22 protein-coding genes are annotated in these 23813 nt (G+C 68.8%); 10 read left to right on the top strand and 12 right to left on the bottom strand.

Annotation, left to right across the window (positions count from 1 at the left end):
* Nucleotides 1–63 precede the first annotated feature (63 nt).
* Nucleotides 64–1107: an SIS domain-containing protein gene (locus ED92_RS09885; RefSeq protein ID WP_037336305.1), complete on the top strand. Its 1044-nt coding sequence runs from the start codon at nucleotides 64–66 to the stop codon at nucleotides 1105–1107.
* Entirely contained in the window at nucleotides 1104–2054 is a 951-nt protein-coding gene (locus ED92_RS09880; RefSeq protein WP_037335514.1) for an N-acetylglucosamine kinase, read from the top strand. The genes ED92_RS09885 and ED92_RS09880 overlap by 4 nt, the downstream gene beginning before the upstream one ends.
* 108 nt (nucleotides 2055–2162) lie before the next feature.
* On the opposite strand, the gene ED92_RS09875 is transcribed toward ED92_RS09880, so the two are convergent.
* A complete protein-coding gene (locus ED92_RS09875; protein ID WP_037335511.1) occupies nucleotides 2163–2846 on the bottom strand; it encodes a DUF3159 domain-containing protein in 684 nt (227 codons plus the stop codon).
* A 273-nt stretch (nucleotides 2847–3119) separates the two neighbouring features.
* Between ED92_RS09875 and ED92_RS09870 the strand changes: the two genes are divergently transcribed.
* The 6 genes from ED92_RS09870 (at nucleotide 3120) to ED92_RS09845 (ending at nucleotide 7526) form a co-directional block, all read left to right on the top strand.
* Nucleotides 3120–3959, top strand: coding sequence for an SGNH/GDSL hydrolase family protein (locus ED92_RS09870; protein WP_037335508.1), 840 nt, complete (start codon nucleotides 3120–3122; stop codon nucleotides 3957–3959).
* A 138-nt stretch (nucleotides 3960–4097) separates the two neighbouring features.
* Nucleotides 4098–4817 carry an OmpA family protein gene (locus tag ED92_RS09865; RefSeq protein ID WP_235213226.1) on the top strand — a complete coding sequence of 240 codons (720 nt, stop codon included), beginning with the start codon at nucleotides 4098–4100 and terminating at the stop codon, nucleotides 4815–4817.
* 7 nt (nucleotides 4818–4824) lie between these two features.
* Nucleotides 4825–5265, top strand: coding sequence for a hypothetical protein (locus tag ED92_RS09860; protein ID WP_037335502.1), 441 nt, complete (start codon nucleotides 4825–4827; stop codon nucleotides 5263–5265).
* Nucleotides 5266–5356: 91 nt separating this feature from the next.
* Nucleotides 5357–5833, top strand: a complete 477-nt coding sequence (locus ED92_RS09855) for a hypothetical protein (protein WP_037335500.1) — start codon at nucleotides 5357–5359, stop codon at nucleotides 5831–5833.
* Entirely contained in the window at nucleotides 5830–6714 is an 885-nt protein-coding gene (locus tag ED92_RS09850; RefSeq protein ID WP_037335497.1) for a hypothetical protein, read from the top strand. The genes ED92_RS09855 and ED92_RS09850 overlap by 4 nt, the downstream gene beginning before the upstream one ends.
* 161 nt (nucleotides 6715–6875) lie before the next feature.
* A complete protein-coding gene (locus ED92_RS09845) occupies nucleotides 6876–7526 on the top strand; it encodes a hypothetical protein (protein ID WP_037335494.1) in 651 nt (216 codons plus the stop codon).
* Between the two features lie 279 nt (nucleotides 7527–7805).
* Here ED92_RS09845 and ED92_RS09840 read toward each other — a convergent pair whose 3' ends face one another.
* The 8 genes from ED92_RS09840 to ED92_RS09805 all read right to left on the bottom strand — a co-directional run bounded on the left by ED92_RS09840 (nucleotide 7806) and on the right by ED92_RS09805 (nucleotide 19926).
* Nucleotides 7806–10595, bottom strand: a complete 2790-nt coding sequence (locus ED92_RS09840; RefSeq protein WP_037335492.1) for a BTAD domain-containing putative transcriptional regulator — start codon at nucleotides 10593–10595, stop codon at nucleotides 7806–7808.
* A gap of 805 nt (nucleotides 10596–11400) precedes the next feature.
* Nucleotides 11401–12300 (bottom strand): ectoine hydroxylase, encoded by a 900-nt coding sequence (thpD, locus tag ED92_RS09835; protein WP_037335490.1) that lies wholly within the window; start codon nucleotides 12298–12300, stop codon nucleotides 11401–11403.
* 24 nt (nucleotides 12301–12324) lie between these two features.
* Nucleotides 12325–12714 (bottom strand): ectoine synthase, encoded by a 390-nt coding sequence (locus ED92_RS09830; RefSeq protein ID WP_007033454.1) that lies wholly within the window; start codon nucleotides 12712–12714, stop codon nucleotides 12325–12327.
* Nucleotides 12715–12758: 44 nt separating this feature from the next.
* The gene (ectB, locus tag ED92_RS09825; protein WP_037335486.1) at nucleotides 12759–14009 is read right to left on the bottom strand and encodes a diaminobutyrate--2-oxoglutarate transaminase; all 1251 of its coding nucleotides are present in this window, start codon (nucleotides 14007–14009) and stop codon (nucleotides 12759–12761) included.
* Nucleotides 14010–14047: 38 nt separating this feature from the next.
* Nucleotides 14048–14539 (bottom strand): diaminobutyrate acetyltransferase, encoded by a 492-nt coding sequence (gene ectA, locus ED92_RS09820; RefSeq protein ID WP_037335484.1) that lies wholly within the window; start codon nucleotides 14537–14539, stop codon nucleotides 14048–14050.
* A 223-nt stretch (nucleotides 14540–14762) separates the two neighbouring features.
* Complete coding sequence (locus ED92_RS09815; protein ID WP_037335482.1) at nucleotides 14763–17735, bottom strand: patatin-like protein; 2973 nt, start codon at nucleotides 17733–17735, stop codon at nucleotides 14763–14765.
* Nucleotides 17736–17891: 156 nt separating this feature from the next.
* Nucleotides 17892–19136, bottom strand: coding sequence for a DUF445 domain-containing protein (locus ED92_RS09810; RefSeq protein ID WP_037335480.1), 1245 nt, complete (start codon nucleotides 19134–19136; stop codon nucleotides 17892–17894).
* Between the two features lie 7 nt (nucleotides 19137–19143).
* The gene (locus tag ED92_RS09805; RefSeq protein ID WP_016337650.1) at nucleotides 19144–19926 is read right to left on the bottom strand and encodes an Abi-alpha family protein; all 783 of its coding nucleotides are present in this window, start codon (nucleotides 19924–19926) and stop codon (nucleotides 19144–19146) included.
* An 80-nt stretch (nucleotides 19927–20006) separates the two neighbouring features.
* Here ED92_RS09805 and ED92_RS09800 point away from each other — a divergent pair, with 80 nt between their 5' ends.
* The gene (locus ED92_RS09800) at nucleotides 20007–20876 is read left to right on the top strand and encodes a maleylpyruvate isomerase family mycothiol-dependent enzyme (RefSeq protein WP_235213225.1); all 870 of its coding nucleotides are present in this window, start codon (nucleotides 20007–20009) and stop codon (nucleotides 20874–20876) included.
* Here ED92_RS09800 and ED92_RS09795 read toward each other — a convergent pair.
* On the bottom strand, nucleotides 20839–21237 hold the full coding sequence (locus ED92_RS09795; protein WP_037335478.1) for a pyridoxamine 5'-phosphate oxidase family protein: 399 nt from the start codon (nucleotides 21235–21237) through the stop codon (nucleotides 20839–20841). The genes ED92_RS09800 and ED92_RS09795 overlap by 38 nt on opposite strands.
* 82 nt (nucleotides 21238–21319) lie before the next feature.
* On the opposite strand from ED92_RS09795, the gene ED92_RS09790 reads away from it, so the two are divergent.
* Entirely contained in the window at nucleotides 21320–22249 is a 930-nt protein-coding gene (locus tag ED92_RS09790) for an AraC family transcriptional regulator (protein ID WP_037335476.1), read from the top strand.
* Here ED92_RS09790 and ED92_RS09785 read toward each other — a convergent pair.
* Nucleotides 22237–22593 (bottom strand): lipopolysaccharide assembly LapA domain-containing protein, encoded by a 357-nt coding sequence (locus tag ED92_RS09785; RefSeq protein WP_037335474.1) that lies wholly within the window; start codon nucleotides 22591–22593, stop codon nucleotides 22237–22239. The two genes, ED92_RS09790 and ED92_RS09785, sit on opposite strands and share 13 nt — an antisense overlap.
* Nucleotides 22594–22631: 38 nt before the next feature.
* Nucleotides 22632–23780, bottom strand: a complete 1149-nt coding sequence (locus ED92_RS09780) for a dipeptidase (protein WP_037335472.1) — start codon at nucleotides 23778–23780, stop codon at nucleotides 22632–22634.
* Between the last annotated feature and the right edge of the window lie 33 nt (nucleotides 23781–23813).

Genomic DNA, 23813 nt, shown 5'->3' with positions numbered 1-23813 from the left:
TCGGGCTAGCATTGGTCTAGACCTACTCGGGGGACGAAGTACGTCCCGGTGGAAGGGAACGAGATGACCGAACAGCGCCCCGGCGAGCACATGGCCGCGGAGATCTCCCAGCAACCCGCCATTCTGGCAGGAATCGTGGAGCGACAGGCCGAAATCGCCGAGGTGGCCGAAGCCATCTCCAAGCGCCCGCCCAGGTTCGCACTGCTCGCCGCCCGGGGCTCCAGCGACCACGCCGCCCTGTATGCGAAGTACCTGATCGAAGTACTCCTCGGTCTCCCCTGCGGTCTCGTTTCGCCCTCCACCGCGACTTTGTACGGCGCCCGTCCCGATCTGCGGGACGTTCTCTTCATCACAGTAAGCCAAAGCGGTGGTTCTCCGGATCTCATCGAGGTCACCGAAACCGCGCGTCGCCAGGGAGCGCTGACCGTCTCGGTCACCAACACCCCGGAATCGCCGCTGCGCGCCGCCGCCGAACTCGGTGTCGACATCGGCGCGGGGCTGGAAAAGGCCGTGGCCGCCACCAAGACCTACTCGGCCACCTTGCTGTCGCTTTACCTTCTGATCGACGCGGTCCGCGGCGGCAAGGGCGAGGACGCGGAGAAGCTGGGCGAGCTCGCGCAGCAGACCCTCGACGGCTCCGTCGAAGGCGTGCAGCGCGCGGTGGACCGCTACCGCTTCGTCGACCGGGTGCTCACCACCGGCCGCGGCTACTCCTACGCCTCGGCGCTGGAAGGTTCCTTGAAGCTGGCGGAAACCAGCTACCTCGCCGCCCGCGCGTACAGCGGCGCGGACCTGTTGCACGGTCCGGTCGCCGCGGTCGACGGCGAGACCGCCGTGCTGGCCGTGACGAGCCAGGGCCACGGTGTGGGCGCGATGCAGGAGGTCCTCGAGGCCGTCGGCAAACGCGGCGCGGACGTGCTCGCGGTCGGTTCGGCTTCGGCCGACGTCCCCGCGGCGCTGCGGATCGGCGTCGCGCCGTCCGCCGAAGAGGTCGCCCCGATCCTGGAGATCCTGCCCATCCAGCGGATCGCGCTCGGCCTTTCGCTGGCGCGCGGCGGTGACCCGGACAGCCCCCGCGGTCTGCTCAAGGTGACCAAGACCCGGTGAGTCACGTCGTAGGTGTGGACGCCGGAGGCACGTCGACGCGAGCGATCGTCGTCGACGCCTCCGGCGCCGTCCTCGGCACCGGGCGCGCGGGCGGGGCGAACCCCAACTCCCACCCCCCGCACACGGCCGCGTCGCGGATCGCGAGCGCGATCACCGGCGCGCTGGGCGGACTCGACCCGGCCGCGACGGCGGCGTGCGTCGTCGGCATGGCGGGCGTCAGCAAACTGAGCGATCCGTCGATCGCGGAGATCTTCGAAGCCGCTTGGAAGGACGCGGGGATCGGTCCGGTGCGGACGGTTCCCGACCCGGAGGTCGCCTACGCGTCGGCGACCTCCTCGCCCGACGGTTCGGTCCTCGTCGCGGGAACCGGGTCGATCGCCGGCCGGATCCGCGGCAGGCGCATGGTATCCACCGTCGGCGGCTACGGCTGGTTGCTCGGTGACGAAGGTTCGGCGTACTGGCTCGGCCGTGAAGCCGTTCGTTCCACTTTGGATGTTCTCGGCCGCGGCGGCGAACCCGGTCCGCTCGCGCGCGCCGTGCTCACCGAAGCGCTCGGACCGTCCGCAGTGGACCCGGGGAGCGACCGGACCCCGCTCTGGCGCGCGCTCATCACGAGCGCCAACGCCGAAGCGCCGATCCGGCTCGCCAGGTTCGCCCCGTTCGTCAGCGAGGCCTACCGCGAAGGCGACCCGGCGGCGGACGAGATCACCACCCGCGCGGCCGCCCTGCTGGTGACGAACGTCATGACCGCGCGGGATCCCGGGGAGACGACGCCGATCGTCCTGGTGGGCGGCGTGCTGTCGCCGGAGGGCCCGGTCGGCGCGAAGGTCCGCGCCGAACTCGCCGGTCTCGAAGTCCTGACCAGCACCGATGGGGTACTCGGTGCCGCATGGCTCGCCGCCGTCGACGCCTATGGGGAAGGGGCGCCGCGCCCGGCACCTCGGTGAAAAAACACCCGAAACAAGCCCGAAAAGACCAAACCATCGACTCCGGGGCCGAACTCCGGGTACCGTAGGACCCGGCCCCCGGACCCTCCCCCCTCGCCGGGGGCCGCCTTATGTCCTGGGCAGCCCACCGGGCTCGGAATCCGAGGGATCCCCGTTCTCCTCCACCACCCGCAGACCGGGATGGTCCGGCGGCAGCGCGCGGTACAGCACCCAGCCGCTGACGGCGACCGTCACCGCGACCAGCGGCCAGGACAGCACCGTCCGCGCGATGCCGAGCGCGACCACCTGCCCGCTCCACCACAGCGAGCCGTACACGGCCACCCGCAGTGTGTACTGGAGGAAGACCCACACCCAGCTCGCCCGTGAATACGCGCGCAGCAGCGCGGGATCACGGCGCCAGCGGGTCTTCTGCCCGATGACGAGCCCGACCACGACGCCGAGCAGCGGCCACCGGACCACGATGCTGGCCGCCCACAGCAGCGCGCTGGCCACATTGGACAGCAGTTGGATGAGGAAGAAGTCTTCGGCGCGGCCGGTGTGCAGCGCGATCAGCGCGGCGGCGATCACCGCGGCGAGGCTCACCACGACCGCGCGGGCCTTGTCGCCCCGCGCGACCCGGTACCCGCCGAGCAGCACCGCCACCCCGATGGCCACGCCGGAGCCCCAGGCGATCGACTGGCCGGCGATCAGCCAGCCCAGGACGAAGGCCGCGGGCGGGATGCTCGCGTCGATGGCGCCACGCCGCCCGCCGAGGATCTGGGCGAGCGACTCGCGCGGGGGTCGTGAGGTCACCCTTACAGCCTGCCGGATCTCTGAGCCCGAACACCCGGGCGGGGAGACGTTCGCCACACACCCTGTCCGGTTTACGCCCACTTGAGGGGAATCTCCGCAGCCCAGGAGTGTACATCCCGGTAATGGAGATGCATGGACGTCCGACAAAATAAGAGACTGTGTCAACGGGCTGAACCACGGGTTTCGGCCAGGCGGGATTGCAGGGGCGCTCTCAGCTGTTAGTTGTGGTGTACAAGTACCAACCGGGGGCACACGGACGGAAGGGGACCCAACGTGTACGGATTCGACAGCTATGTGGCGATAGGTGACAGCTTCACCGAAGGACTCAACGACGACTTGCCCGACGGCACCTTCCGGGGCTGGGCGGACAGGCTGGCGGAGATCCTCGCCGAAGGCAGGCCCGACTTCCAGTACGCGAACCTCGCCCTCCGCGGGAAGATGCTCGACGAGATCCTCGAAGAGCAGCTGCCCATCGCCCTCGAGGTGAAGCCCGACCTGGTCACCCTGTGCGCGGGCGGCAACGACATCATCGTGCCCGGCGCGGACGTGGACGCCGTCGCCGCGCGGCTGGAGGCGGGGGTCGCCAAGCTGCGCGAGGCCGGGATCCCGGTGCTCATCTTCAACGGGCCGGACACCAAGTACCTGTCCGTGATGCACGTCCTGCGGGGGAAGGTCGGCATCTACAACGCGCATCTGTGGGCGATCGCCGACCGGCACGGCGCCAAGATGGTCGACATGTGGGCGATGGCCCCGCTGCACGACCGCCGCGCCTGGAGCGACGACCGGCTGCACTTCACCCCCGAGGCCCACCGGCGGATCGCGCTGCGCGCGGCCGAGGTCCTCGGCGTCCCGGTCGCCGACGACTGGCGCGAGCCGTGGCCGGCGTCCGAGCAGCCGAGTACCTGGATCACGTCGCGCCGTTCGGATCTCGAATGGACGAAGGCGCATCTGCTGCCGTGGATCCGGCGTCAGCTCAAGGGCGAGTCCATGGGCGACGGCCTGTCCCCGAAGCGCCCCGAGCTCGCGCCGCTGCTCCCGCTGGAGCAGATCGAGTCGGGGACCGTGCCCCTGCCCGCCAAGGATCTGCGGGAGATCCACCACCACGCGAGCTGAACCGCGTTCCGGCGCCTCGAAGGGGCCCTTCACCGCATCAGATGGAGCGGTGAAGGGCCCCTTTGGCTCACATCACCCGAACGGGTCATGTCCTGTTCGTCCGATGCACCTACGCCGAGTGCGGCTTACAGTCCCTTTATGCCCGGTACACGCTGGAGCCGCTTGCTGCCTACAGCGCTGCTGGTCACGCTCGCCTTGACGGCGATCACCGTCTGGTCGGCCTCGGACGACATCGAGGCCGAGCTGGGTGCGCGCGCGAAGGCCGCGCTCTCCGACGTCGGCGTCTCCGGCGGGCAAGTGAGCTTCTCCGGCCGCGACGCGAGCCTCTCCGGGTTCCCTCCGGACAAGGCCGCGCAGGCCATCGACGCCATCCAGCGGATCGATGGGGTCCGGACGGTCGAGATCTCCGGTGACACCGCACCGCCCGCGGGCCCGGTGACGACCAGCGGCGAGCCGCCTGCCCCGAGCACTCCGCCGAGCCCTTCGCCCAGCCCGACGCCGACCTCGGCCAAGCCGACGGACAAGGCCGGGTTCCAGGCCGAGATCGACCGTCTGCTCGCGGCCACGCCGATCACCTTCGAACCGGACACCACCGACCTCACCCCGGACGGCGAACGCGGCGCGCTGGAGATCGCGAAACTGCTCACGGACGCGCCCCGCGACCTGAAGTTCCGGATCACCGGATCGGTCGCGACCGGTTCGGACCGGAAGCTCGCGCTGAACCGGGCGCTCACGGTGGAGCGGTTGCTGGAGCGCAACGGGGTCAAACGCGACCAGGTGTACTCCCCCCAGCGCAAGAACTCCGACGGCGCGAGCGGCGAGGGCCGCCGCGTCGACATCACGGCGGAACAGAGGTGATGGCCTGATGCTCTGGCTCTTCGGGCAGATCTGGCTCTGGCTGCTCATCTCGTTCGCCCTCGGCTGCGGTGTCACCTGGCTGCTGATGCGCGGCGAACGACGTGAACGGCCTGCCACGGAACCGGTGGCCCACGAGCCGGCGCGGGGATTCCCGGTCGAGCACGACCCGGATCCCGAACCCGTGCCCGAACTGCTTTCCACCGAACGGACGCAGTTCCTCCCGCCCGCGCGGATCCAGGACGACGACGAGCCGTACGACCAGGAGGCGGAAGGCCACCGCGAGGGTCAGCTGATCCCGGAACCGGTGCGGGCCTACCACCCGGAGCGGCCGGAACCGGCCGCCCGCAACGGCGAGGCCGCGCACGAACCCGAACCGGTCTGGCCGAGCGACGAGGACTGGCCGCCCGCCAGGCAGGCGCCCGAGCACCGGCCGGGGCAGGGCGGCTGACACTCGCCTGGTAAATTCGGCTACGCACTGTGAGCGGGACGCCGGGTACGTTTCTTCGATCGGGAGCTCCGGCACACGAAGGAGGCTCCGATTGGCGCTCCCCTATTGGACGCCGCACAACCTGCTGCCTCCTGGCCGCCATCCCGCCGATCTGGCCGATGTCTACGAGCGGCTGGTCTTCGACGCGCCACACCAGAACGACCGTGAAATCCTGTTCAGCGCGCTGAACAGTTACCTGGGCGTCGCCCGGCGGATCATGCCGACCGGCCGCGCGTGGATCGGCGGCGATCTGACCGCCAGGACCCCGCACGCGCCGCTCGGGCTCGACGTGGTGCTGATCCCGGACGAATGGGGCGCGCTCAAACGGCTCGACGACGCGGGCCGCTCGGCGCTGTACGGGCTGCTGACCTTGCGCGGGGTCATCGTCGGCCAGCCCGCGATGTATCTCGACCAGGTCCAGCCCGTCGGCGGCATGCTCGACGGTTTCCTCTGCCGCCCCGGCGACGAGGAGATCTGGGAAGAAGTGTGGGCATCGGGTGGCAGGGGAATTCCGGAAGTGATCTGGTGAGGAACGAATTCCGGCGTATCGCCGACGAGATCCCCGGCGGCACCTGGCTCGACGACCTCGCCCGCGCGTCGGCGATGGCCGCGTACGCGAAGTTCGAGCGGACGTCGCGCTCGCCGCTGCTCCGCGTGTCCGTGATCGGCGAATCGCATCTGGACGCGTACACCTTTTCCGACATCAGCCGCGCGTTGCAGGACGCGACGGCGAAGATCGGGCACATCATCCGCAATCCGTCGGGCGAGGTGACCTTCGTCCAGCCCGCGGACCGGGAAAAGGCCCCGCTGATCCAGCGCGGCCAGGCGGGCAACGCGATCTTCTTCGGCTTCCCCGAACCGGCGCTCGACGACGCGCTGATCCACGACGGGATCGAGTCGCTGTCCGAACGCGCGGTCAAGGAACTGTGCGACTTCCTGCCGGCCAACGGCTCCGACGACGGCGCGCTGGACGCGGTGCTGCTGCAGCGCGACACCGTCCGCAACGCGGTCAGCGACATCGTCAACGCGGTCAGCAAACACGCCGGGATCGGGATGGCGCTGACCCCGACGTCCGGCGACGAACTGACCCGCAGCATGACCACCGAGCAGGCGAGGATCCTGTCCGGGAGCCTGCGCGAGTCACGCGAGGCCGTCGGCTACGAAACGGTCAGCGGCAGGCTCGACGGGGTCCGCACCCGGCGCCGGATCTTCTATCTCGAACGCGAATCGGGCGGCACGATCCAGGGCGCGGTGGCGCCGGATCTGCTCGACGAGATCAAGGAGAACCTGGACCGGCCGGTGACCGCGCGGTTGCGCGTCGTGCGCACCACGACCATCGACGGCCGCCGCGGCCGCCCGGTGCACGAACTGCTGGAGATCACCCCGGAAGTCAGCCTGTTCGATCAGTGATCGGGTTTCCGACATTCGGCGATGCCACAATTCTGGTCAGAAAATGTCGATGACCGCTTGATCATCGTTGAATGATGACTTTTTCCGGCAGGTAACAATTTCGGCCATTGCCCCGAACGATGGGTTAACGTCTTCGGACGGAAGCCTCCGAAAGGGCACGTATGCCGACCGATCCACCTCTCCCGCACCCACCAGCCACCCGCTACGGCCCGGGGTTCGCCGCGCACGGAACACGGCACCGCAAACCCAAGAACGGCCTGGTCATCGCAGGTTTCCTGGTCGGCTTGGCAGCGCTCGGGGTCGCCTTCGTCCCGGTCGCCGGGATCGCCGCCTGGCCGCTCGCCGTGATCGGAATGATTCTTTCCGTGATCGGTTTGACCAAAATCAAGAAGGGCGAAGCGGACAAGAAGGGAATGGGGATCGCGGGGCTCGCGCTTTCCGTCGCGGGTCTGCTGGCCGCCGGCGGGTTACTGGTCTACACCAGTTTCTTCGCCACCGGCGAGTCCGGCTTGCACGTCCCGGCCGTCGCCGGGGACAAGAACACCGTCGAGTTCATCGTCAGCGCCTCGGGCGGCGCGACCATCCGGTTCGGCTCGCTCAACGACCAGCGGACCGAGACGACCCCCGCCAGTACCGACGAATGGCGCGGCACGGCGTCCTTCAACTCGGGCGACTACCTGCTCACCGTCACCGCGGACACCCGGAACTCGTCGGTCAGCAACCAGATCGCCTGCACCATCCTGGTCAACGGCCAGAAGGTCGCGGAGAACAAGGGGCAGACCATCGCCCTGTGCACCGCCGGCACCCGCTGACCCCACACGTTTCGTCCTCTGAATGCGGTCCTTGCGTGTGCAAGTACCGCATTCAGAGGACGAAACGCGGTGGTGCCGCCTGGCGGCCGGCCGGTATCGCCCCCACCTCCACCGGCCGGACCGCCACGAGCCGCTCCTGGCGGCTCTTCAGACGGGCCCGCGAAGGGCCCGCCCGAGCGCCGATCCTTACCGCATGCCCCTCCCCTAGGGCTCGATCGACGCTGAACCGGACCCTACGCGCGTGTGCGGCGAGGCCACTAAGAATCCGCTAAGGATCACTCACGGACTTTCGCCGAGGTCGGTGAGTTCCGCACGGACCATTCCCGCGAGCTTCGGATTGACGTCTGCGAGGATCTTCAGCGCGAGCGCGAACTGTTCGCGGGCACCGTCCACATCCGACCCGGCCCGCAGCACCCGGCCCAACGTCAGCCGCAGTACGCCCTCCTGAAGGACGAACCGCCTGCTGATCGTCAGGTCCACGGCCTCCCAGACGTACCGTTCGGCCGCGGCGAGTTCGCCGATCCGCATGCTCAATTCGGCCAGATTGTTCAGCGAGACGACGACGTAGCTGTCGTCGCCGAGGGTCCGGTCGATCTCCAGCGAGGCGATCTGGTGCCCGATCGCCTCGATGAACCGCCCCGCCCGCTTTTCGGCCTCGGCGCAGTTGTTGAGCGCCTGTCCGCGCAGTTCGAGGTCGCCGGTCCGCTCGGTCTCCTCGATCGCCCGCCGCAACGTCCCGATGGCGTCGTCGTACCGTCCGAGCAGCGTCAGCGCGGAGCCGAGGTGGATGTTCGCCGAGACCATCAGCCGGTCGTCGCCGATCGCGCTCGCGAGTTCCAGCGCGCGTTCGGCGTCGGCGAGACAGCCCTGCGGCAGCTCGAAGGTGAGCGCGATGGCGCACCGGGAGATCAGCATCCAGCACTGGCCGAGGACGTCGCCGGACCGTTCGGCGGCCTCCAGCCCGATCCCGACCAGCCGCGTCCATTCGTCCAGCAACGGGTACACCGCGCGATAGGTGTGCGCGACCCTGGCCAGCCGCCAGACGTCGTCGTGCCGTCCGGCGGCACGGGCGGCTTCGAGGACTTCGAGCAGGTTCTCCCATTCCGCGGTGAACCAGTCCTGCGCCTCGTCGAAGGAACCGATCGGCGGCGTCTGCGCGTCGGTCAGCACAGCGGTGAAATCGAGGGGGTCGACGATCCGCAGCATCTTGCGGCGGGCCCGATCGGCGACGGCCTGATAGAACCGCACCGACCGCGACAGGACGTCCTCCCGGTCGGCCTCGTCGAGTTCGTTCTCCGCCAGTTCGCGCAGGAACAGCCGGACGAGATCGTGCGGGACGAAGGAATCGCGGCCGGTTTCGGCGAGCAGGTTGTGCGCGGCGAGCACCCGCAGATGCCGCCGCGCCTCGGCGACGGTGATCCCGCCGATCGCGGCCGTCAGATGCGAACCGGCCGAAACGCATTGGACGACGCCGAGCCGCAGGAACGTGTTCGCGACCTCGGCGGGCAGACCGCGGAACGAGACGTCGAACGCCGCGCGGACCCCGTCGTCCGGACCTTCGACGTCGAGCGCGGCCAGCCTGGTCCGCTCGTTGCCGAGTTCGTCGACGAGATCCTGCGCGGACCACTGCGCGCTGGCGGCGAGCCGGGCTCCCGCGATCCGCAGCGCCAGCGGGAGATAGCCGCACAGCCGGGCGAGCGCGTGGTTGAGGTCGTAGCCGGCGGGCCCGGCGAGCTCCTCGATCAACCGGACGGCGTCACCGGGCGCGAGCGTACCGAGCACCCGCAGTTTGGCGGCGTTGGAGACGGCGAGCCCGTCGAGGCGGGAGCGGCTGGTCACCAGCGTCATCGACCGCGATCCTGGTGGCAGCAACGGCCGGACCTGGTCGGCTGAGCGGGCATTGTCGAGGATGACCAGCATCCGGCGGCCGGCGATCATCGACCGGTAGAGGGCGACGCGTTCGTGGACCTGTTCCGGAACGCCTTCGGCCGGGACGCCGAGCCCGAGCAGGAACTGGGTGAGCAGCTCCGCGGGCTCCAACGGCGGATGATGCGGGTCGAACCCGCGCAGCGCGGCGAAAAGGATCCCGTCGGGGAAGCGGCGGGCCGCGCGATGCGCCCACCACACCACCAGGCTGCTCTTGCCGATCCCGGCGGTGCCGGTGACCACGCCGACCGCGGTCTCGCCCGCTTCGGCCCGCTCGGCGAGTTCGTCGAGCCAGGCCAGATCCGCCTCGCGTCCGGCGAGATTCGGCACCGCGGGCGGCAACTGCTGGACGGGCCCCGCCTCGGGCTTCGGCTCCGCGACGACCTTGACCGGCAGGTCGTCGTTGAGGACGCGTTCGTGCAGCCAGCGCAGGTCCGCGCCGGGTTCGACACCGAGGGTGCGCAGGGTCGCCCGGGACACCGTGCGGTAGAGCTCGAGCGCGTCGCCGCGGCGTCCGGCGTGGTAGAGCGCGCGCATCAGCTGGCCGGCGGTGCGCTCGGCGAGCGGCGCGGCCCGGACCAGCGGGCTGAGCTCGACGATCAGTTCCGCGTGCCTGCCGAGTTCGAGATCCGCGTCGACCCTGGCGCCGTGGACGGCGAGCCGCAGATCCTCCAGCTCGGGGGCGCGAACCGAACTCGGCACGCCTGCCAGCGCGGGCCCCTGCCAGAGTGAGAGGGCCTCCGCGAGCAGTTCGGACGCCTTCTCCGGCTCTTCCGTCGAAGCCCGCTCCAGCAGGGACCGGGCGCGGTGGACGTCGATCCGGTCCGGCTCGACCGTGAGCTGGTAGCCGGGCGGCGTGGTGCGGATCTGGGCACCGTCCGGGTGATCGCCCTGGATGCCCCGGAGCACGCGGCGCAGATGCGAAACGTTGCCGTGGACGATCGTGCGGGCGGTGGCGGGCGGATCGTGGCCCCAGAGCGCGTCGATGATCTCGTCGAGCGCGACGACCTTGTTGACCTTCAGCGCCAGCAGCGCGAGCAGCCCGCGGACGCCGGGGCCGCCGACGGGGACGGGCCGATCGCCGTCGAGGAGGCGCACGGGACCGAGGAGCTGGAAGCGGGCAGGGGAACCGCTTTCGGCCATGACAAGCCCCCCTCCCTCCGATCTCTCCCCTTACCGGAGTAGCCAACCTACCGCGCGAAGAGCCCGCCAACCAGAACGCGGCTGGTCGTGAAGGCCTCCTTCCCTACTTTGAGGGTAGGGAAGGAGGCCTTCACGGCCACTCGATACGGACAAATGCCCCACGGGGATCTCTGTCCAATATGGACTTCCGGGAAGGCGGCGCTCATGTCCTGAAGGCCTCCTTTAGGACGCTGAACGTCTCAAAGGAGGCCTTCAGGACATGAGCGATCAGCGCCAGGGGCTCGCCTGAAGTACGTGAAGGCCCCCTTCCTGTACCTAGGCGCAAGGAAGGGGACCTTCATGTACCTGGCAAGCGCGTGAAGGCCCCCTTTCCGCGGCTGAGCCGAGGGAAGGGGACCTTCACGCGCAGCCGCTGTGGCTGCTGGTGCCGGTGGGGCGTGCGTGGCGGGCCGCAAGTCCGTGAAGGCCTCCTTGAGGGACCCAGAGTCCCTCAAGGAGGCCTTCACGGACCGACCCGTGCCACTCAACGACACGAAAAAGGCTCCGTGCCATCAGTCCCGATCTGATGGCACGGAGCCGGGGGATGTCCGACTTGGGCCGCCTGGGGGCGCGACCCACATCGGACATCGGCGTCCACGTCCGTCCGGGTGGGCTCACCCCGAGCGAAGAACCCGTTCGGTCGTCGACAACACCTACGTGAGCGAGCCCACTGGCCCGCTCACGTGGCGACAACGTAACAGGGCGCACACCGACGGCTACAAGCGCCCCGTCATGGCCTTCGCGACCTGCGGTTTCGTCAAACGGGTCAACGCGTCAGCGGGGTCGAGTCGCGGCCGGCGATGAAGGCCGGGCGCGGTTCGATCGCGGCGTACGGCTTCTGCAGCGCGTTCTCGACGCTGTTGAACACGACGAAGATGTTCGACCTCGGGTACGGCGTGATGTTGTTCGAGGAACCGTGCATCACGTTCGAATCGAACCAGAGCGCGGAACCGGCCTGTCCGGTGAACTGGTCGATTCCGTATTCGGCGGCGAGCGAGGTGATGTCCTCCTCGCTCGGGACGCCGACCCGCTGCTCTTTCAGCGAACTCTTGTAGTTGTCCTCCGGGGTTTCCCCGGCGCACTGCACGAAGGTCCGCTGCGAGCCCGGCATCACCATCAACCCGCCGTTGAACGGGTAGTTGTCGGTGAGCGCGATGGAGCAGCTGACCGCGCGCGGCACCGGCATGCCGTCCTCGGCGTGCCAGGTCTCGAAGTCCGAGTGCCAGTAGAACCCGGTGCCCTTGAAGCCGGGCATGTAGTTCACGCGGCTCTGGTGGATGTACACCTCGGAGCCGAGGATCTGCCGCGCCCGGTCGAGCACGCGCGGGTCGCGGACGAGTTCCGCGATCAGCTCGCTGGTCTCGTGGACGTCGAAGATGGAGCGGACCTCACCGGTCTTGGCCTCGGTGATGACGCGCTCGTCGTCGCGGTGGTCCCCCGACGACATCCTGACGAGTTCCTGCCAGTACGTCTGGACTTCGCCAGGCGACAACAACTGGTCGACGACGGTGTAACCACGCGTTTCGTGGTTGGCGAGCGTGGCCGCGTCCAAGGGGCCGTCGGCCTCGGTGCCCCAGACGGTGGGGTGCGTCCTGGGCAGGTGTTCGGGCTTACCCGTGATGCGGGTCGGGTAACTGTCGTCGACTCGGGTGTCGGTCAGCGTCAATGCAGTCGCCTCCTCGAGCGTTTCCTAGGGTTCGGTGACGAGCGGGTACACGCCGTTTTCGTCGTGGACCTCACGGCCGGTGATGGGCGGGTTGAACACGCAGACGCACTTGATCTCGGTCTTGGGCCGGACCTGGTGCTTGTCGTGGTCGTTGAGCAGGTACAACGTGCCCGGCTTCAGCTGGAAGACCTCGCCAGTCGCGGTGTTTTCGAGCTCGCCTTCACCGGAGGTGATGAACACCGCTTCGATGTGGTTGGCGTACCAGAAGTCGTTGACCGTCCCGGCGTACAACGTGGTCTCGTGCACCGAGAAACCGACGCCCTCCTTGGCCAGCACGATGCGCTTGCTGCGCCAGTTCGGGGTCTTGATGTCGGCGTCGGTGTCGGTGACCTCGTCGAGTGTTCTGACAAGCAACGGAAAACTCCTTCTCGTTCCTGGTTGAGGGCGGTCGGTTCGGGTCAGTTGAGGACGGCGGCGACGGCCTCGTCGATGATCGCGAGGCCCTTCGTGAGCTCGTCGTCCGTCAGGGTGAGCGGCGGGAGGACCTTCATGACCTCTCCGTCCGGCCCGGAGGTCTCCATCAGCAGCCCGCGCTCGAACGCGGCGGCGCAGACCTTGCCCGCGAGGTCGCCGTTGGCGAACTCGATGCCGCGGGCCAGGCCGCGGCCCTTCGCGAACAGGTTCGCGTCCGGGTACGCCTCCACGATGCCCTGGAAGGCGGCGGCGATGCGCTCGCCCTTCGCCTTCGTCGACTTCTCCAGCTCGTCGTCGCTCCAGTAGACGCGCAGCGCCTCGGTCGCGGTGACGAACGCCGGGCTGATGCCGCGGAAGGTGCCGTTGTGCTCACCCGGCTCCCAGACGTCGAGGTCCGGGCGGATCAGCGTCAGCGCCATCGGGATGCCGTAGCCGCCGATGGACTTCGAGAGGCAGACGATGTCGGGTTTGATACCCGCGTCCTCGAAGCTGAAGAACGGGCCGGTGCGGCCGCAGCCCATCTGGACGTCGTCGAGGATCAGCAGGATGCCGTGCTTCTTGCACAGGTCGTCCAGCGCCTTGAGCCACTCGATACGGGCGGCGTTGATGCCGCCCTCGCCCTGCACGCCTTCGACGATCACGGCGGCGGGCTCGTTCAGGCCGCTGCCGGAGTCTTCGAGCAGCTTCTCGAAGTAGAGGAAGTCCGGGATCGAGCCGTCGAAGTAGTTGTCGTACGGCATCGGGGTGGCGTGCACCAGCGGGACACCCGCGCCGCCGCGCTTCATCGAGTTGCCGGTCACCGAGAGGGCGCCCAGCGTCATCCCGTGGAAGGCGTTGGTGAAGTTGATGACCGATTCCTTGCCGGTCACCTTGCGGGCGAGCTTCAGCGCGGCCTCGACGGCGTTCGCGCCACCGGGGCCGGGGAACACGACCTTGTAGTCGAGATCGCGCGGCCGGAGGATCTTCTCCTGGAGCGTCTGGAGGAAGTCCCGCTTCGCCACGGTGAACATGTCGAGCGCGTGCGTCACGCCGTCACGGGCGATGTAGTCGATCAGTGCCCGCTTCAGCGCCGGGTTGTTGTGCCCGTAGTTGAGCGCGCCGGCGCCCGCGAAGAAGTCGAGATAGGCCTTGCCGTCTTCGTCGTACAGGTAGCTCCCCTGGGCCCGGTCGAACACCACGGGCCAGCCACGGCTGTAACTGCGTACTTCGGATTCGAGTTCCTCGAAAATGCTCATCACGTTTTCTTTCTCCCTGAGATCCCCGGATTTACGTTCTATTGACTGCTGAGCGGACCGATTCGGTACAGGTCCTCCCGCTCATGCGTTCCTTCCTCGGCCGGGAAATCCGTCGCGGAGAACAGATCCTGGCGTTCCACGGTGGTGTCCCACCGCTTGGCGAACGAGGCGAACAACCGGATCGAAGCCTCGTTGTCCGGCGTGATCGTGGTTTCGAGGTACCGCACGCCCTGCGCGGTCAGACGGCTGAACAGCTCGTCGAGCAGGGCTCCGGCCAGGCCTTTTCCCCGCTGGGACGCGTCGACCGCGACTTGCCACACGAAGCCGGTGTCCTGCTTGCGGTATCCGATCACGAAGCCGACCGGGACGCCGTCGACTTTCGCGACGACCGAGGTGTCGGCGAAATCGTGGCACCACAGCAAATAGGCGTAAGGCGTGTTGAGATCGAGCTTCTTCGAATCGCGGGCGATTCTCCAGAGCGCGGCACCGTCTGCCTTGGTCGGAGTTTCGATCAAGTGCTTTCCGGACATGTCCAAGAAACGTACCGGAGGATTCGGGCGCGGTCAGATCAGCGCGGCAGCGGCAACGCGGCTACCTGCAACAACCTCGAAACACACGTGACAAAGGTAACTGTAACGTTTGAAGCGCAGCACGTGTGGGTAAGGCCGCTTCGGTGCGGTCTCACTGCACGTGACGATACCAACCGTTACCACTTCGTCGCACGGTCAGGACGCGATTCGGGTTCCGATTCCGCTATTCACGACGCCGCTTTCGCCCGGCGATCGCACCGATCGGCGTCCAGATGGCGGGCAGGACGAGCAGCAGGCAGACGGCCAGCCACCACACCGGTGCCTCGCCGCGCCGCCAGCCCGCGACGACGTCGCCGAGCCAGCCGAAGAGCGGGTCGCGCACCGGTGGCAGGAACGCGGCGAACAGCAGGGCCGCCACCACCAGCACGCCGAGCACCGTGAGCACCATCCGCCACGTCTTGCGCAACGTCATCAGGCTGACCACCAGGAACACGACGGCGCCCGCGGCGACCGGCACGCCGACCCACTGCAGGACCGGGCCGCCCTGTCCACCGAGGACGAAACCCGCGAGCACGGTGATCAGCGCGGCGAGCACGTTCCACGGCGACGGCAGGGTGGCCGCGCCTCGCGTGATCCACCACGCGCTTCGCCCGGCGGCCTTGGCGAAGGTCGCGGCGGGCTGGACCGATTTCGGCACCCGCGTCGCCCCCGCGGCCGCGTTGAGCCCGGCCGCGCCCGCCTTGACCAACGTCTTCGTCAGGAGCATCGTCCCGCGTTCGTGCTCGAACCGTTCGCCGGAGACCTGGCACGCCTGGAACGCGCGCTGGGTCTGCTCGTCGGTTTCCGGCTCGTTCTCGATCAGCCGCCTGAATCGTTCCGACGGTTTTCCGTTGCCCTTGGCCGTTTTCGCGTCGTGTCCGCAGTGGAGGCCGACGCAGGGCAGTTCCTCGCGCGCGATCTCCAGCTGCCGCACCCTGGCGAGCACCATCGCCGTCACCGGCATGCTGATCGGCAGGACGGCTTCCCCTTCGACATCGGCGAGTTCGCCGTCGAGACCGAGGAAAGCCAGTTCCCCGGCCAATTGCGCGCGCAGGGCGTCCGCTTCCTCTTGCGACAGCCCGTCTTCCGTGCCCGGCTGTCGCCAGCCGATCGCCTTGAAGGTGTCCCGTACCTGGGTCCGGAACGCCTCACGCCCGACGACGTCGCGCAGCAGCCGCAGGCGTTTCGGGTCGAGCAGGCACTGCACCAGCCAGCCCGCGCCGTCGACGCGGCCCCACATCCAGTCGTTCGCGCGCCAGGACGCCTTGTAGAACGCGCCGAAGTAGTCGGCCTGCATCCCGGTGAGCTTGTCCCAGGATCGGCGGCGCTTCATGTCCATCAGCGTCCGCGAATCCGCGCTCACCTGGACGAGATCGACCCGCTGGTCGACCGACGGCGGCTGCGCGAGCAGTCCCCGCGTCGCGATGTGCAGGCGCACCAGCCGCGAGGTGACGATGGGATCTCCCGCGCTCGTGTCATCCGAGGTGAGCCCCGTCCAGGCCAGCAACGTGCTGACCGCGTCGGCGGCTTCGGTATCGGGTTTCGCCTGTGCCAGCGGCAAAAGGATCGGGGTCGCCTGCCGGAGCGCGGCGACGACGAGCGGCCACGCCTCCTTCAGCGTGTCCGACCGGCCGAGCTTGGCCCATTCCTTGGCGAGGCCTTCGATCCAGGCGGCCAGCGTGACGTCGGCCGACGGCGGGCCCTGTTCGGTGACCCAGCCCGCGAGCCGTTTCCCGCGCGCGGCCTTGTGACGCGCTTCGTGCAGCAGCACCCGGCAACGGTTGAGCTGCACCGCCTGCTCCGGCGACGGATCGAGCCGGAAGCCGGCGTTCACCAGCTGGAGACCGGTGGCGACGGAATCGTCGAGCGCGGTGGTGCGGAAGGCGACCAGATCCGTGAGCTCGCAGGTGTCCTTCGGCGGTTCGGTGGGCAGGCCGTCCCGCAATCCGGCCGCCGCGGCCGCGCGCAGCTGCGCCGCCGTACCGGACGCCCACTGACGGCCTTGATCCTCCACATCGGACAGTGAGAGCCTGCGGGTCGCCTCGCGGACCAGCGCGGTGGCGTCCTCCTGCACCCGCCGGTCGCGGTAGTCGTTCATCAGCCGCTGGTCGACCAGCGTGTCCGGGCCGCCGCGCACCCCCATCGCGGCCAGGGAGACCCTGGTCCCCCTGGTGCGGACGACGGCGTCGTTGTGCCTGGTCAGGTCTTCCAGCTCGGCGCTGATCGTCTGGCTCAGCACGGTGCCGACGACCTTGCTCATCGCGCTGCCCAGCAGCGGCGGGCGTTCGGGATCGACCGCGACCCGCTCGGCCTCGCGTTCGGCCGTCGGCACCACGTACAGCAGCAGCCGCCGGACGTCCGAATGCGACTGCCGTTCGAAGATCTCCCGCAGCGCCGGCCGCAACGGTTTGTTGAGCAGGACACCACCGTCGGTGAGCCAATGCGACCGGGTGACGTCGGTGTACTTCGTCATGTCCGGATGCAGCGGGCCGGTCTTCTCGCCGATCGGCATCCTGGACAGCTCGAACGCGCCGGGGAACGACGCGGTGGAGCGTGCCGCGAGGGCGAGCGGCCCGACCACGTCGTCCGTCCACAAAGGAGCGTCGAAGCGGAACAACAGCCGATGTTCGGTGTCCCGCACCAGGTTTCCGAGCGCGTCGTCGAACCGGGTCGTCTCGCCGTCGATCATCGTGCCGGTGAGCAGCACGGTGATGTCGGGACAGTCGGGTTTCACCGTCGCCTTGTCGGTGATCCGGTGCAACGCGTCCTTGAGATCCCCGAGCAGCACCTTGTCGCCGTCGAGCAGCGAACGCGGTTCCTTCTCGCCGGGATCGCGGATCAGGTTGTCGAGCGATCCCGTGCTGATCCACGTGTCGCGCAGCACCTGCGGGCTCGACCGGAACGCCTCGGCCAGCCCGAGGCACGCCGCGTTGATTCCGCCCGCGCTCGTGCCGGTGAGCACGTCGAGCGAGACGGTGGCGTTGAGCAGGTCGAGCAGGGCCCGGTACGGGCTCTTCGATTCCGGTGTTCTCGATGCCTGCAACAGATGCGAGGTCTCGGTGGCGACCCCGCCCATCCAGACCGCGAGACTCGCCCCGCCCACCATGGTCATCGCCAGCCGGATCTCCTGCGGCCACGGGCTCCCCGCGTCGGCCATGTGCGCCCTCCCCAAGGCTTTGCTGCAGGAGGCACTCTAGACCGGACGGCGGACCCGGTGTACCGCCGATGGGGCAGCCATCCGCGCATTTCGTCCTCTGAATGCGGTCCTTGCGCGGGCGAACTACCGCATTCAGAGGACGAAATGCGGGAAGGGTCAGGCGGCGAAGTGCTCCAGCAGGAGGACTTGGGCCTCACCGACGGCGAAGCCCAGGACGGCGCCGGTCGCGATCAGGATCCATTCGTCCTGCTGGAAGGCCGGCCGCAGCAATCCTTCGAATTCGCGCGGCGACAGCTCCTTCATCTTCGTCACCAGCACGTTCCGGATGTCCATCGCGTCGGTCGCGTAATCCTCGATGTACCGCATGGTCTCCGGCAGCTTGTCCATGATCTTCTCGGCGATGTTCAGCTTCATGTCCTGATACCGCCTGCTGCCGACGGCGAACACCACCAGCGGTTTCCCGACGCCGACGCGGCGGCCAAGCTGTTCGTCGAGCTGACGCTGGATGAGCCCGAGCACCCGATCCGACAGCGGCCCGTGCAGCACGGCCTCGATCACGTTGTGCGGGGTGATGATCTCCTTCGCGATCAGCGCGCCGTACGCCTCCGCGACCTCGCCGCGCCGCTTCAGGAACAGCCCCTGCCAGCGCACGCCGAAGTACCGGCGTTCCTCGATCGGGTAGAAGATCATCCGCAGCGCCAGCCAGTCGGTGAACCAGCCGGTGAAAAGCCCGAACAGCGGCATGATCAGCGGGAACTTGAACAGCACCCACGCGATCATCTGGATGACGCCGATGAGCCCGCCGAAGAAGATGCCGGAGCGGGCGATGAACTTGAACTCCTTGTCGCCCGCTTCCTGGAAGATCCGGTTCAGCAGCCGTTTGTCCTTGACCAGTGCGGTGACCACCATGCCCTTGAGGTCGAACACACTGTCCACATCGGACTTGATGAGTTCCAGCACGGCCGCGACCATCCGCGGCGTCTCGGCCTGGACGCGCTGGATCACCAGCCGCTGCATGCCCACCGGCAGCGATTCCCACAGCCCCGGCTGGTAGTGGGCGGCGACGTCGCGCACGATGTCCTCGACGGCCGCCTGGAGCGGTTTTTCGATCTCCTTGGCGATTCTCTGCGGATCGAGCCGGGCGACGACCTCCGCCGGTTTGATCAGCTGCTCGGTCATCGTGTCGCAGGCGATGCTCGCCATCCGCGCGGCGCGTTTGGGCACGATGCCCTGCCAGCCGAGGAAGGGTTTGATCCCGATGAACTCGACCGGCTGGAACATCATCCGGATCGCGACGAGTTTGGTGGTGTAGCCGATCAGCGCGGCGACGATCGGGATGGAGACGTAGATCGGCCAGTGCTCGCCGAAATCGGCGAGGATCCCGTCGAGGAACGCACCCATGCCGGGGTCAACCGGCGCTCGGGTCGCAGGCCTGCCAGAACTGGGCGCCGAGCCGGGAGATATGGACCGTACGTTTGACGAACTTGGCCCGCTTCACCGATTTCTCCGCCTCGCGGACGGTCTCGTCGGTCAACAGGATCTCGTACTGCGTCTCCAGCGCGGGCACCTCTTCGTCCAGCTCGACCAGGCCGAGCCCGATCAGCCTGGTGAGGTAGCCGGGCACCTGGTCCGGCAGCGACACCCCGGCCGCCTTGCCGACGGTGGAGGCGTTGCGCAGCACGAACCGCCCGGCCGCGCCGAGGCTCGTGCGCTCGGCGACGTCGACGGCGGGGAACGGCGAGCCGTCGGAGAGCGCGGAAAGGATGCGGGCCTCGTCCGGTGTGAGCTGCCGCAGGATGATCGCGTAGAGGTATTCGCGTGCCCGCTCGCGGCCGAAGCCGATCGAGTGGTTGAGCAGTTCGGCCATCGCCGCGCGGAGCGGTTCGAGCTGGGCACGGGTGTGCACGAGGGTGATGGTGGCCTCGACCGGCCGGGAGCCGTTGGTGTCGGGCCGGTTCATCGCGGACGCGGCGGTGAGCGCGGCGTGGTACGGGTCGTCGACCTCGTCGAGACGGCGGCGCAGCTCCGAGAGCAGCTGCCGCTCACCTTGTTTGACGATCTGTTCGGCGATCTCGACGCCGGGGAGTTTGCGGGTGAACTCGAAGCCCGTGCGCGCGGCCCAGCCCGCCAGCTGTCCCGCTCGTTTGGCGAAAGCGGCCAGGTCTTCACCGGCGGGTCGATCGTTGCTCACGGGCACTCCCCTCGCGTTCGCGCTGATGCTACCTGCGAGTAGGCCGAATGGCCGAAAATGTGATGGACCTGGGTGTTTGGATGGTCACCATGAGCTTCACGCGCTGGGGTCCGCCGATCGACGTCCTCCCGTTGTTCGCGCGGGAGGAGCAGGCCTTGCTGGACGTCCTGACCGGATTGGACGCGGACCGATGGGCCGCGCCGACGGTGTGCACGGGCTGGACCGTGCACGACCTCGCGGCCCACATCCTGGGCGACAAACTCGGCAGGCTGTCCCGCGATCGCGACGATTACCGGACGACGGCGCCCCGGGAGGGCGAGCGGTTCGGAGACTTCATCGACCGGATCAACGACGAATGGGTGGTCGCGTGCCGCCGGCTGTCGCCCGAAGTGCTGTTCGCGATGCTGGTGGACAGCACCTCGCAGATCGCCGAGATGTTCGGCCGCGCCGACCTCGACGCCCTCGGCGATCCGGTGAGCTGGGCCGGGGACGAGCCCGCGCCGGTGTGGCTCGACGTCGCCCGTGAGTACACCGAGTTCTGGGTGCACCAGCAGCAGATCCGCGAGGCCGTCGGCGCACGGCCGCTGGACGATCCGGACTTCCGCGGGCCGGTGGTCGACACCTTCATGCGGGCGTTGCCGCACACCCTGCGTGACATCGACGCCCGCGTCGGCAGGCAGGTCGCCTACACCGTCACCGGCCAGGGTGGCGGGAAGTGGACGGCACGGCGGACCGCGGACGGCTGGAAACTCGACCGCTCCGCGCCGACGTCACGGGCGCCGCTGGCCTCGGTGACGACGGACGCGGACACCTTCTGGCGGCTGTGCACCCGGAACCCGGCGGACCGCGCCCGCGTCTCCGCCGAGGGCGACGAAAACGTTTGCGCCGCCGTGCTCGGGATGACCTCGATCATCACATCAGGTAACGGCTCACCTTCTCCGGCCGGATGACGAGCCGCATGAGGTCGAGGGTCTGGATCCCGGCGAGCTCGCCCGCGTGGGCCGGGTCTTCGAGGTCCCAGTAGCGCTCCGCGAGCCGGGCGGCCAGATCGTGCGCCCCGTCGGGTTCCACCGTGGCGGGGCCCGAGACGGAGACCCAGCGCTCGCGCTCGCCGACCGGCGCGGCCACGATGATCGACGCCCGAGGGTCGTCCTTCAGGCGTCGCACCTTGGGCGACTCACGGGGCGTGAACAGCTGGATGGCGCCGTCGGCGGTGGCCTCGAACCACACCGGCCGGACCGGGCCGCCGGCCACGGTCAGGAATCCGTGCAGGGGGCGGCGGAGGAATTCGAGGTCGTCGGAGGTCAGCATGAACTCGATTCAATCCGGCGAGCTCGGACGTGCCCATAGGTGAAAGGCCGGATCACCTGTCCATTCGTCTAACCTCGGCCGCGTGGACGTGTTCAGTGACCTGATCCGCGGCGTGCGGTCCCACGGTTCGTTGTTCGGCAGCACGACGCTGTCCCCGCCCTGGGCACTGCACTTCGTGGACGGCGCGCCGCTGACCCTGTGCGCCGTGCTCACCGGGGCGGGTTGGATCGTGCCGGAGGACGGTCCTCCCGAGCCGCTTTGCGCGGGCGAGTCGGTCATCGTGCGCGGGCCCGCGACGTTCACCTTCGTCGACGAAGTCGGCACTTCGGCCGAGCCGCTCGCGTGCGGCGAGCACTGCGCGACGCCCGAACAGGGCGGGACCCGGCACCGGCTCGGCTGGGTCGACGACCCCGGCGGCGAGACGACCTTGATCGTCGGCGCGTACCCGGTGCGCGGCGAGATCGGCCGCCCGCTGCTGGACGCGCTGCCCGTCGTGCTGCGGGTGGACGCCGGGGGCGCGGGCGACCCGGTCCTGGAACACCTCGCCGCGGAGGTCGCCATCGACGCGCCGGGTCAGCAGGTCGTCCTCGACCGGCTGCTCGACTGGATGCTGGTCTGTTCCCTGCGCGAGTGGTTCGACCGGCCGGGCGGTGAGCCTCCGGCGTGGTGGGCGGCCCAGCGGGATCCGGTGGTGGGCGACGCGCTGCGCCTCCTGCACGCGGAGCCGGCGGCACCGTGGACGGTCGGCTCGCTGGCCGCCCGGGCCGGGGTCTCGCGGTCGACGCTGGCCAAACGGTTCGCCGAACTGGTCGGCGAACCGCCGTTGACCTACCTCACCCGCTGGCGGATGACGCTCGCGGCGGATCTGCTGACCGGCAACGCGTCCGCGACCGTCTCGGACGTCGCGCGCACCGTCGGCTACTCCGACGCCTTCGGGTTCAGCGCGGCGTTCAAACGCGTACGGGGCGTCAACCCCAGCGAGTTCCGGGCCGGCGTCGCTCAGCGCAGCTGATGCCGGGACTTCTTGGCCTGCTTGCGCAACTGCAGGATCCGGGCGCCGCCGACGAGCGCGACCAGCGCGCCGCCGGCGATCACCGAGAACAGCATCGCGACCGCCAGCGGCATGCTGCCGGACATGCCGAGGAAGTGGACGGTGGCCGTGTCCTGGTTCTGCAGGATGAACACGAGCAGGAACACCAGCACGATCAGCGCCACGATGACGGCGATCCAGGTGCCGCTCACCCGCGTCCGTTTGAGTTTCGGGCCGGCCTCGAACTTTCCGCTGTGTCGTGCGCCGCCCGCGGTCTCGGGCGGACGGACGGGAACCTCGGCGGCGCCTTCCTCCGGCTGCGTCATGCAGGACAGTGTCCGCCGAAGCGGGCTGGATCGCGCTCTCAAGCGTCCGAACGGGTGACCTCGTCCGCCGCGCGCAGCACGCGCAAGGTGTTCTTCCCGGCCAGCTTCGCGCAGTCTTCTTCGCTCCAGCCGCGTTCCAGCAGCGCGGCGAACAGCACCGGGTACTTGGAAACGTCTTCGAGGCCTTCAGGCAGCGTCGCGACTCCGTCGTAGTCACCGCCGAGGCCGATGTGGTCGACACCGGCCACTTCACGCGCGTGCTCGATGTGCGCGACGACGTCGTCGATACCCGCCTTCGGCTTCTCCGGCCCGCCTCGTTCCGCGGTGAACTTCGTGCGCTGGTCGATGTCGCGGTAGTCCTTACCCGCGGCCTCCATGTCCAGGCGCAACTGGTCGTCCCACTCGGCGACCTTCGGCGAGATGAAGCCCGGCACGAACGTCACCATCGCGACGCCGTCCTTGGCCGCCAGCGTTTCCAGCACGTCGTCGGGGATGTTGCGGGGGTGGTCGTTGACCGCGGTGCAGGAGGAGTGGCTGAAGATCACCGGCGCGGAGCTGACCTCCAGCGCGGCGCGCATGGTGCTCGGCGCGACGTGCGAGAGGTCGACGAGCATGCCGATCTCGTTCATCTCGCGGACGACGTCGCGACCGAATTCGGTGAGCCCGCCGTGCTCGGGTTCGTCGGTGCCGGAGTCGGCCCAGGTGGTGTTGTAGTTGTGCGTCAGCGTCATGTAGCGGACGCCGAGACGGCGCAGGATCCTCAGCACGCCAAGGGATTCGGCGATGCTGTGGCCGCCCTCGGCACCCAGCAGCGAAGCGATCTTGCCGTCGCGGAAGGCGGCCTCGGCCTGGTCGGCGGTGTCCACGAGGGCCAGGCGATCGGGGTATCGCTCGGCCATCTGGTGCACGATCTCGATCTGTTCGAGGACCGCCGTCACCGCGCTGTGCCCCTCGAACTGGCAAGGCACGTAGACGGACCAAAACTGCATCCCGAGCCTGCCCTCGGCGAGCTTCGGGAAGTCGGTGTGGAGATGCGGCTGACGGACCGTGAGATCCGTGCCCGCCACGGCCTCGACCGGATCCGGCCCGGTCGTGACCCGCAGTTCCCATGGCAGATCGTTGTGCCCGTCCGCGAGGAGGACCCTGTCGAGCAGGGCCTGGGCGCGGACGAGGTCCCCGTTAGTCATCGGACGATTTTACGTTCGCGTGCTTTGCTCTCC

This window comes from Amycolatopsis sp. MJM2582 (genome assembly GCF_000754115.1).
Classification (GTDB): Bacteria; Actinomycetota; Actinomycetes; order Mycobacteriales; family Pseudonocardiaceae; genus Amycolatopsis; species Amycolatopsis japonica.
The sequence above is the reverse complement of the archived record's forward strand: the minus strand, read 5'-3'. Positions and strand labels throughout refer to the sequence as shown.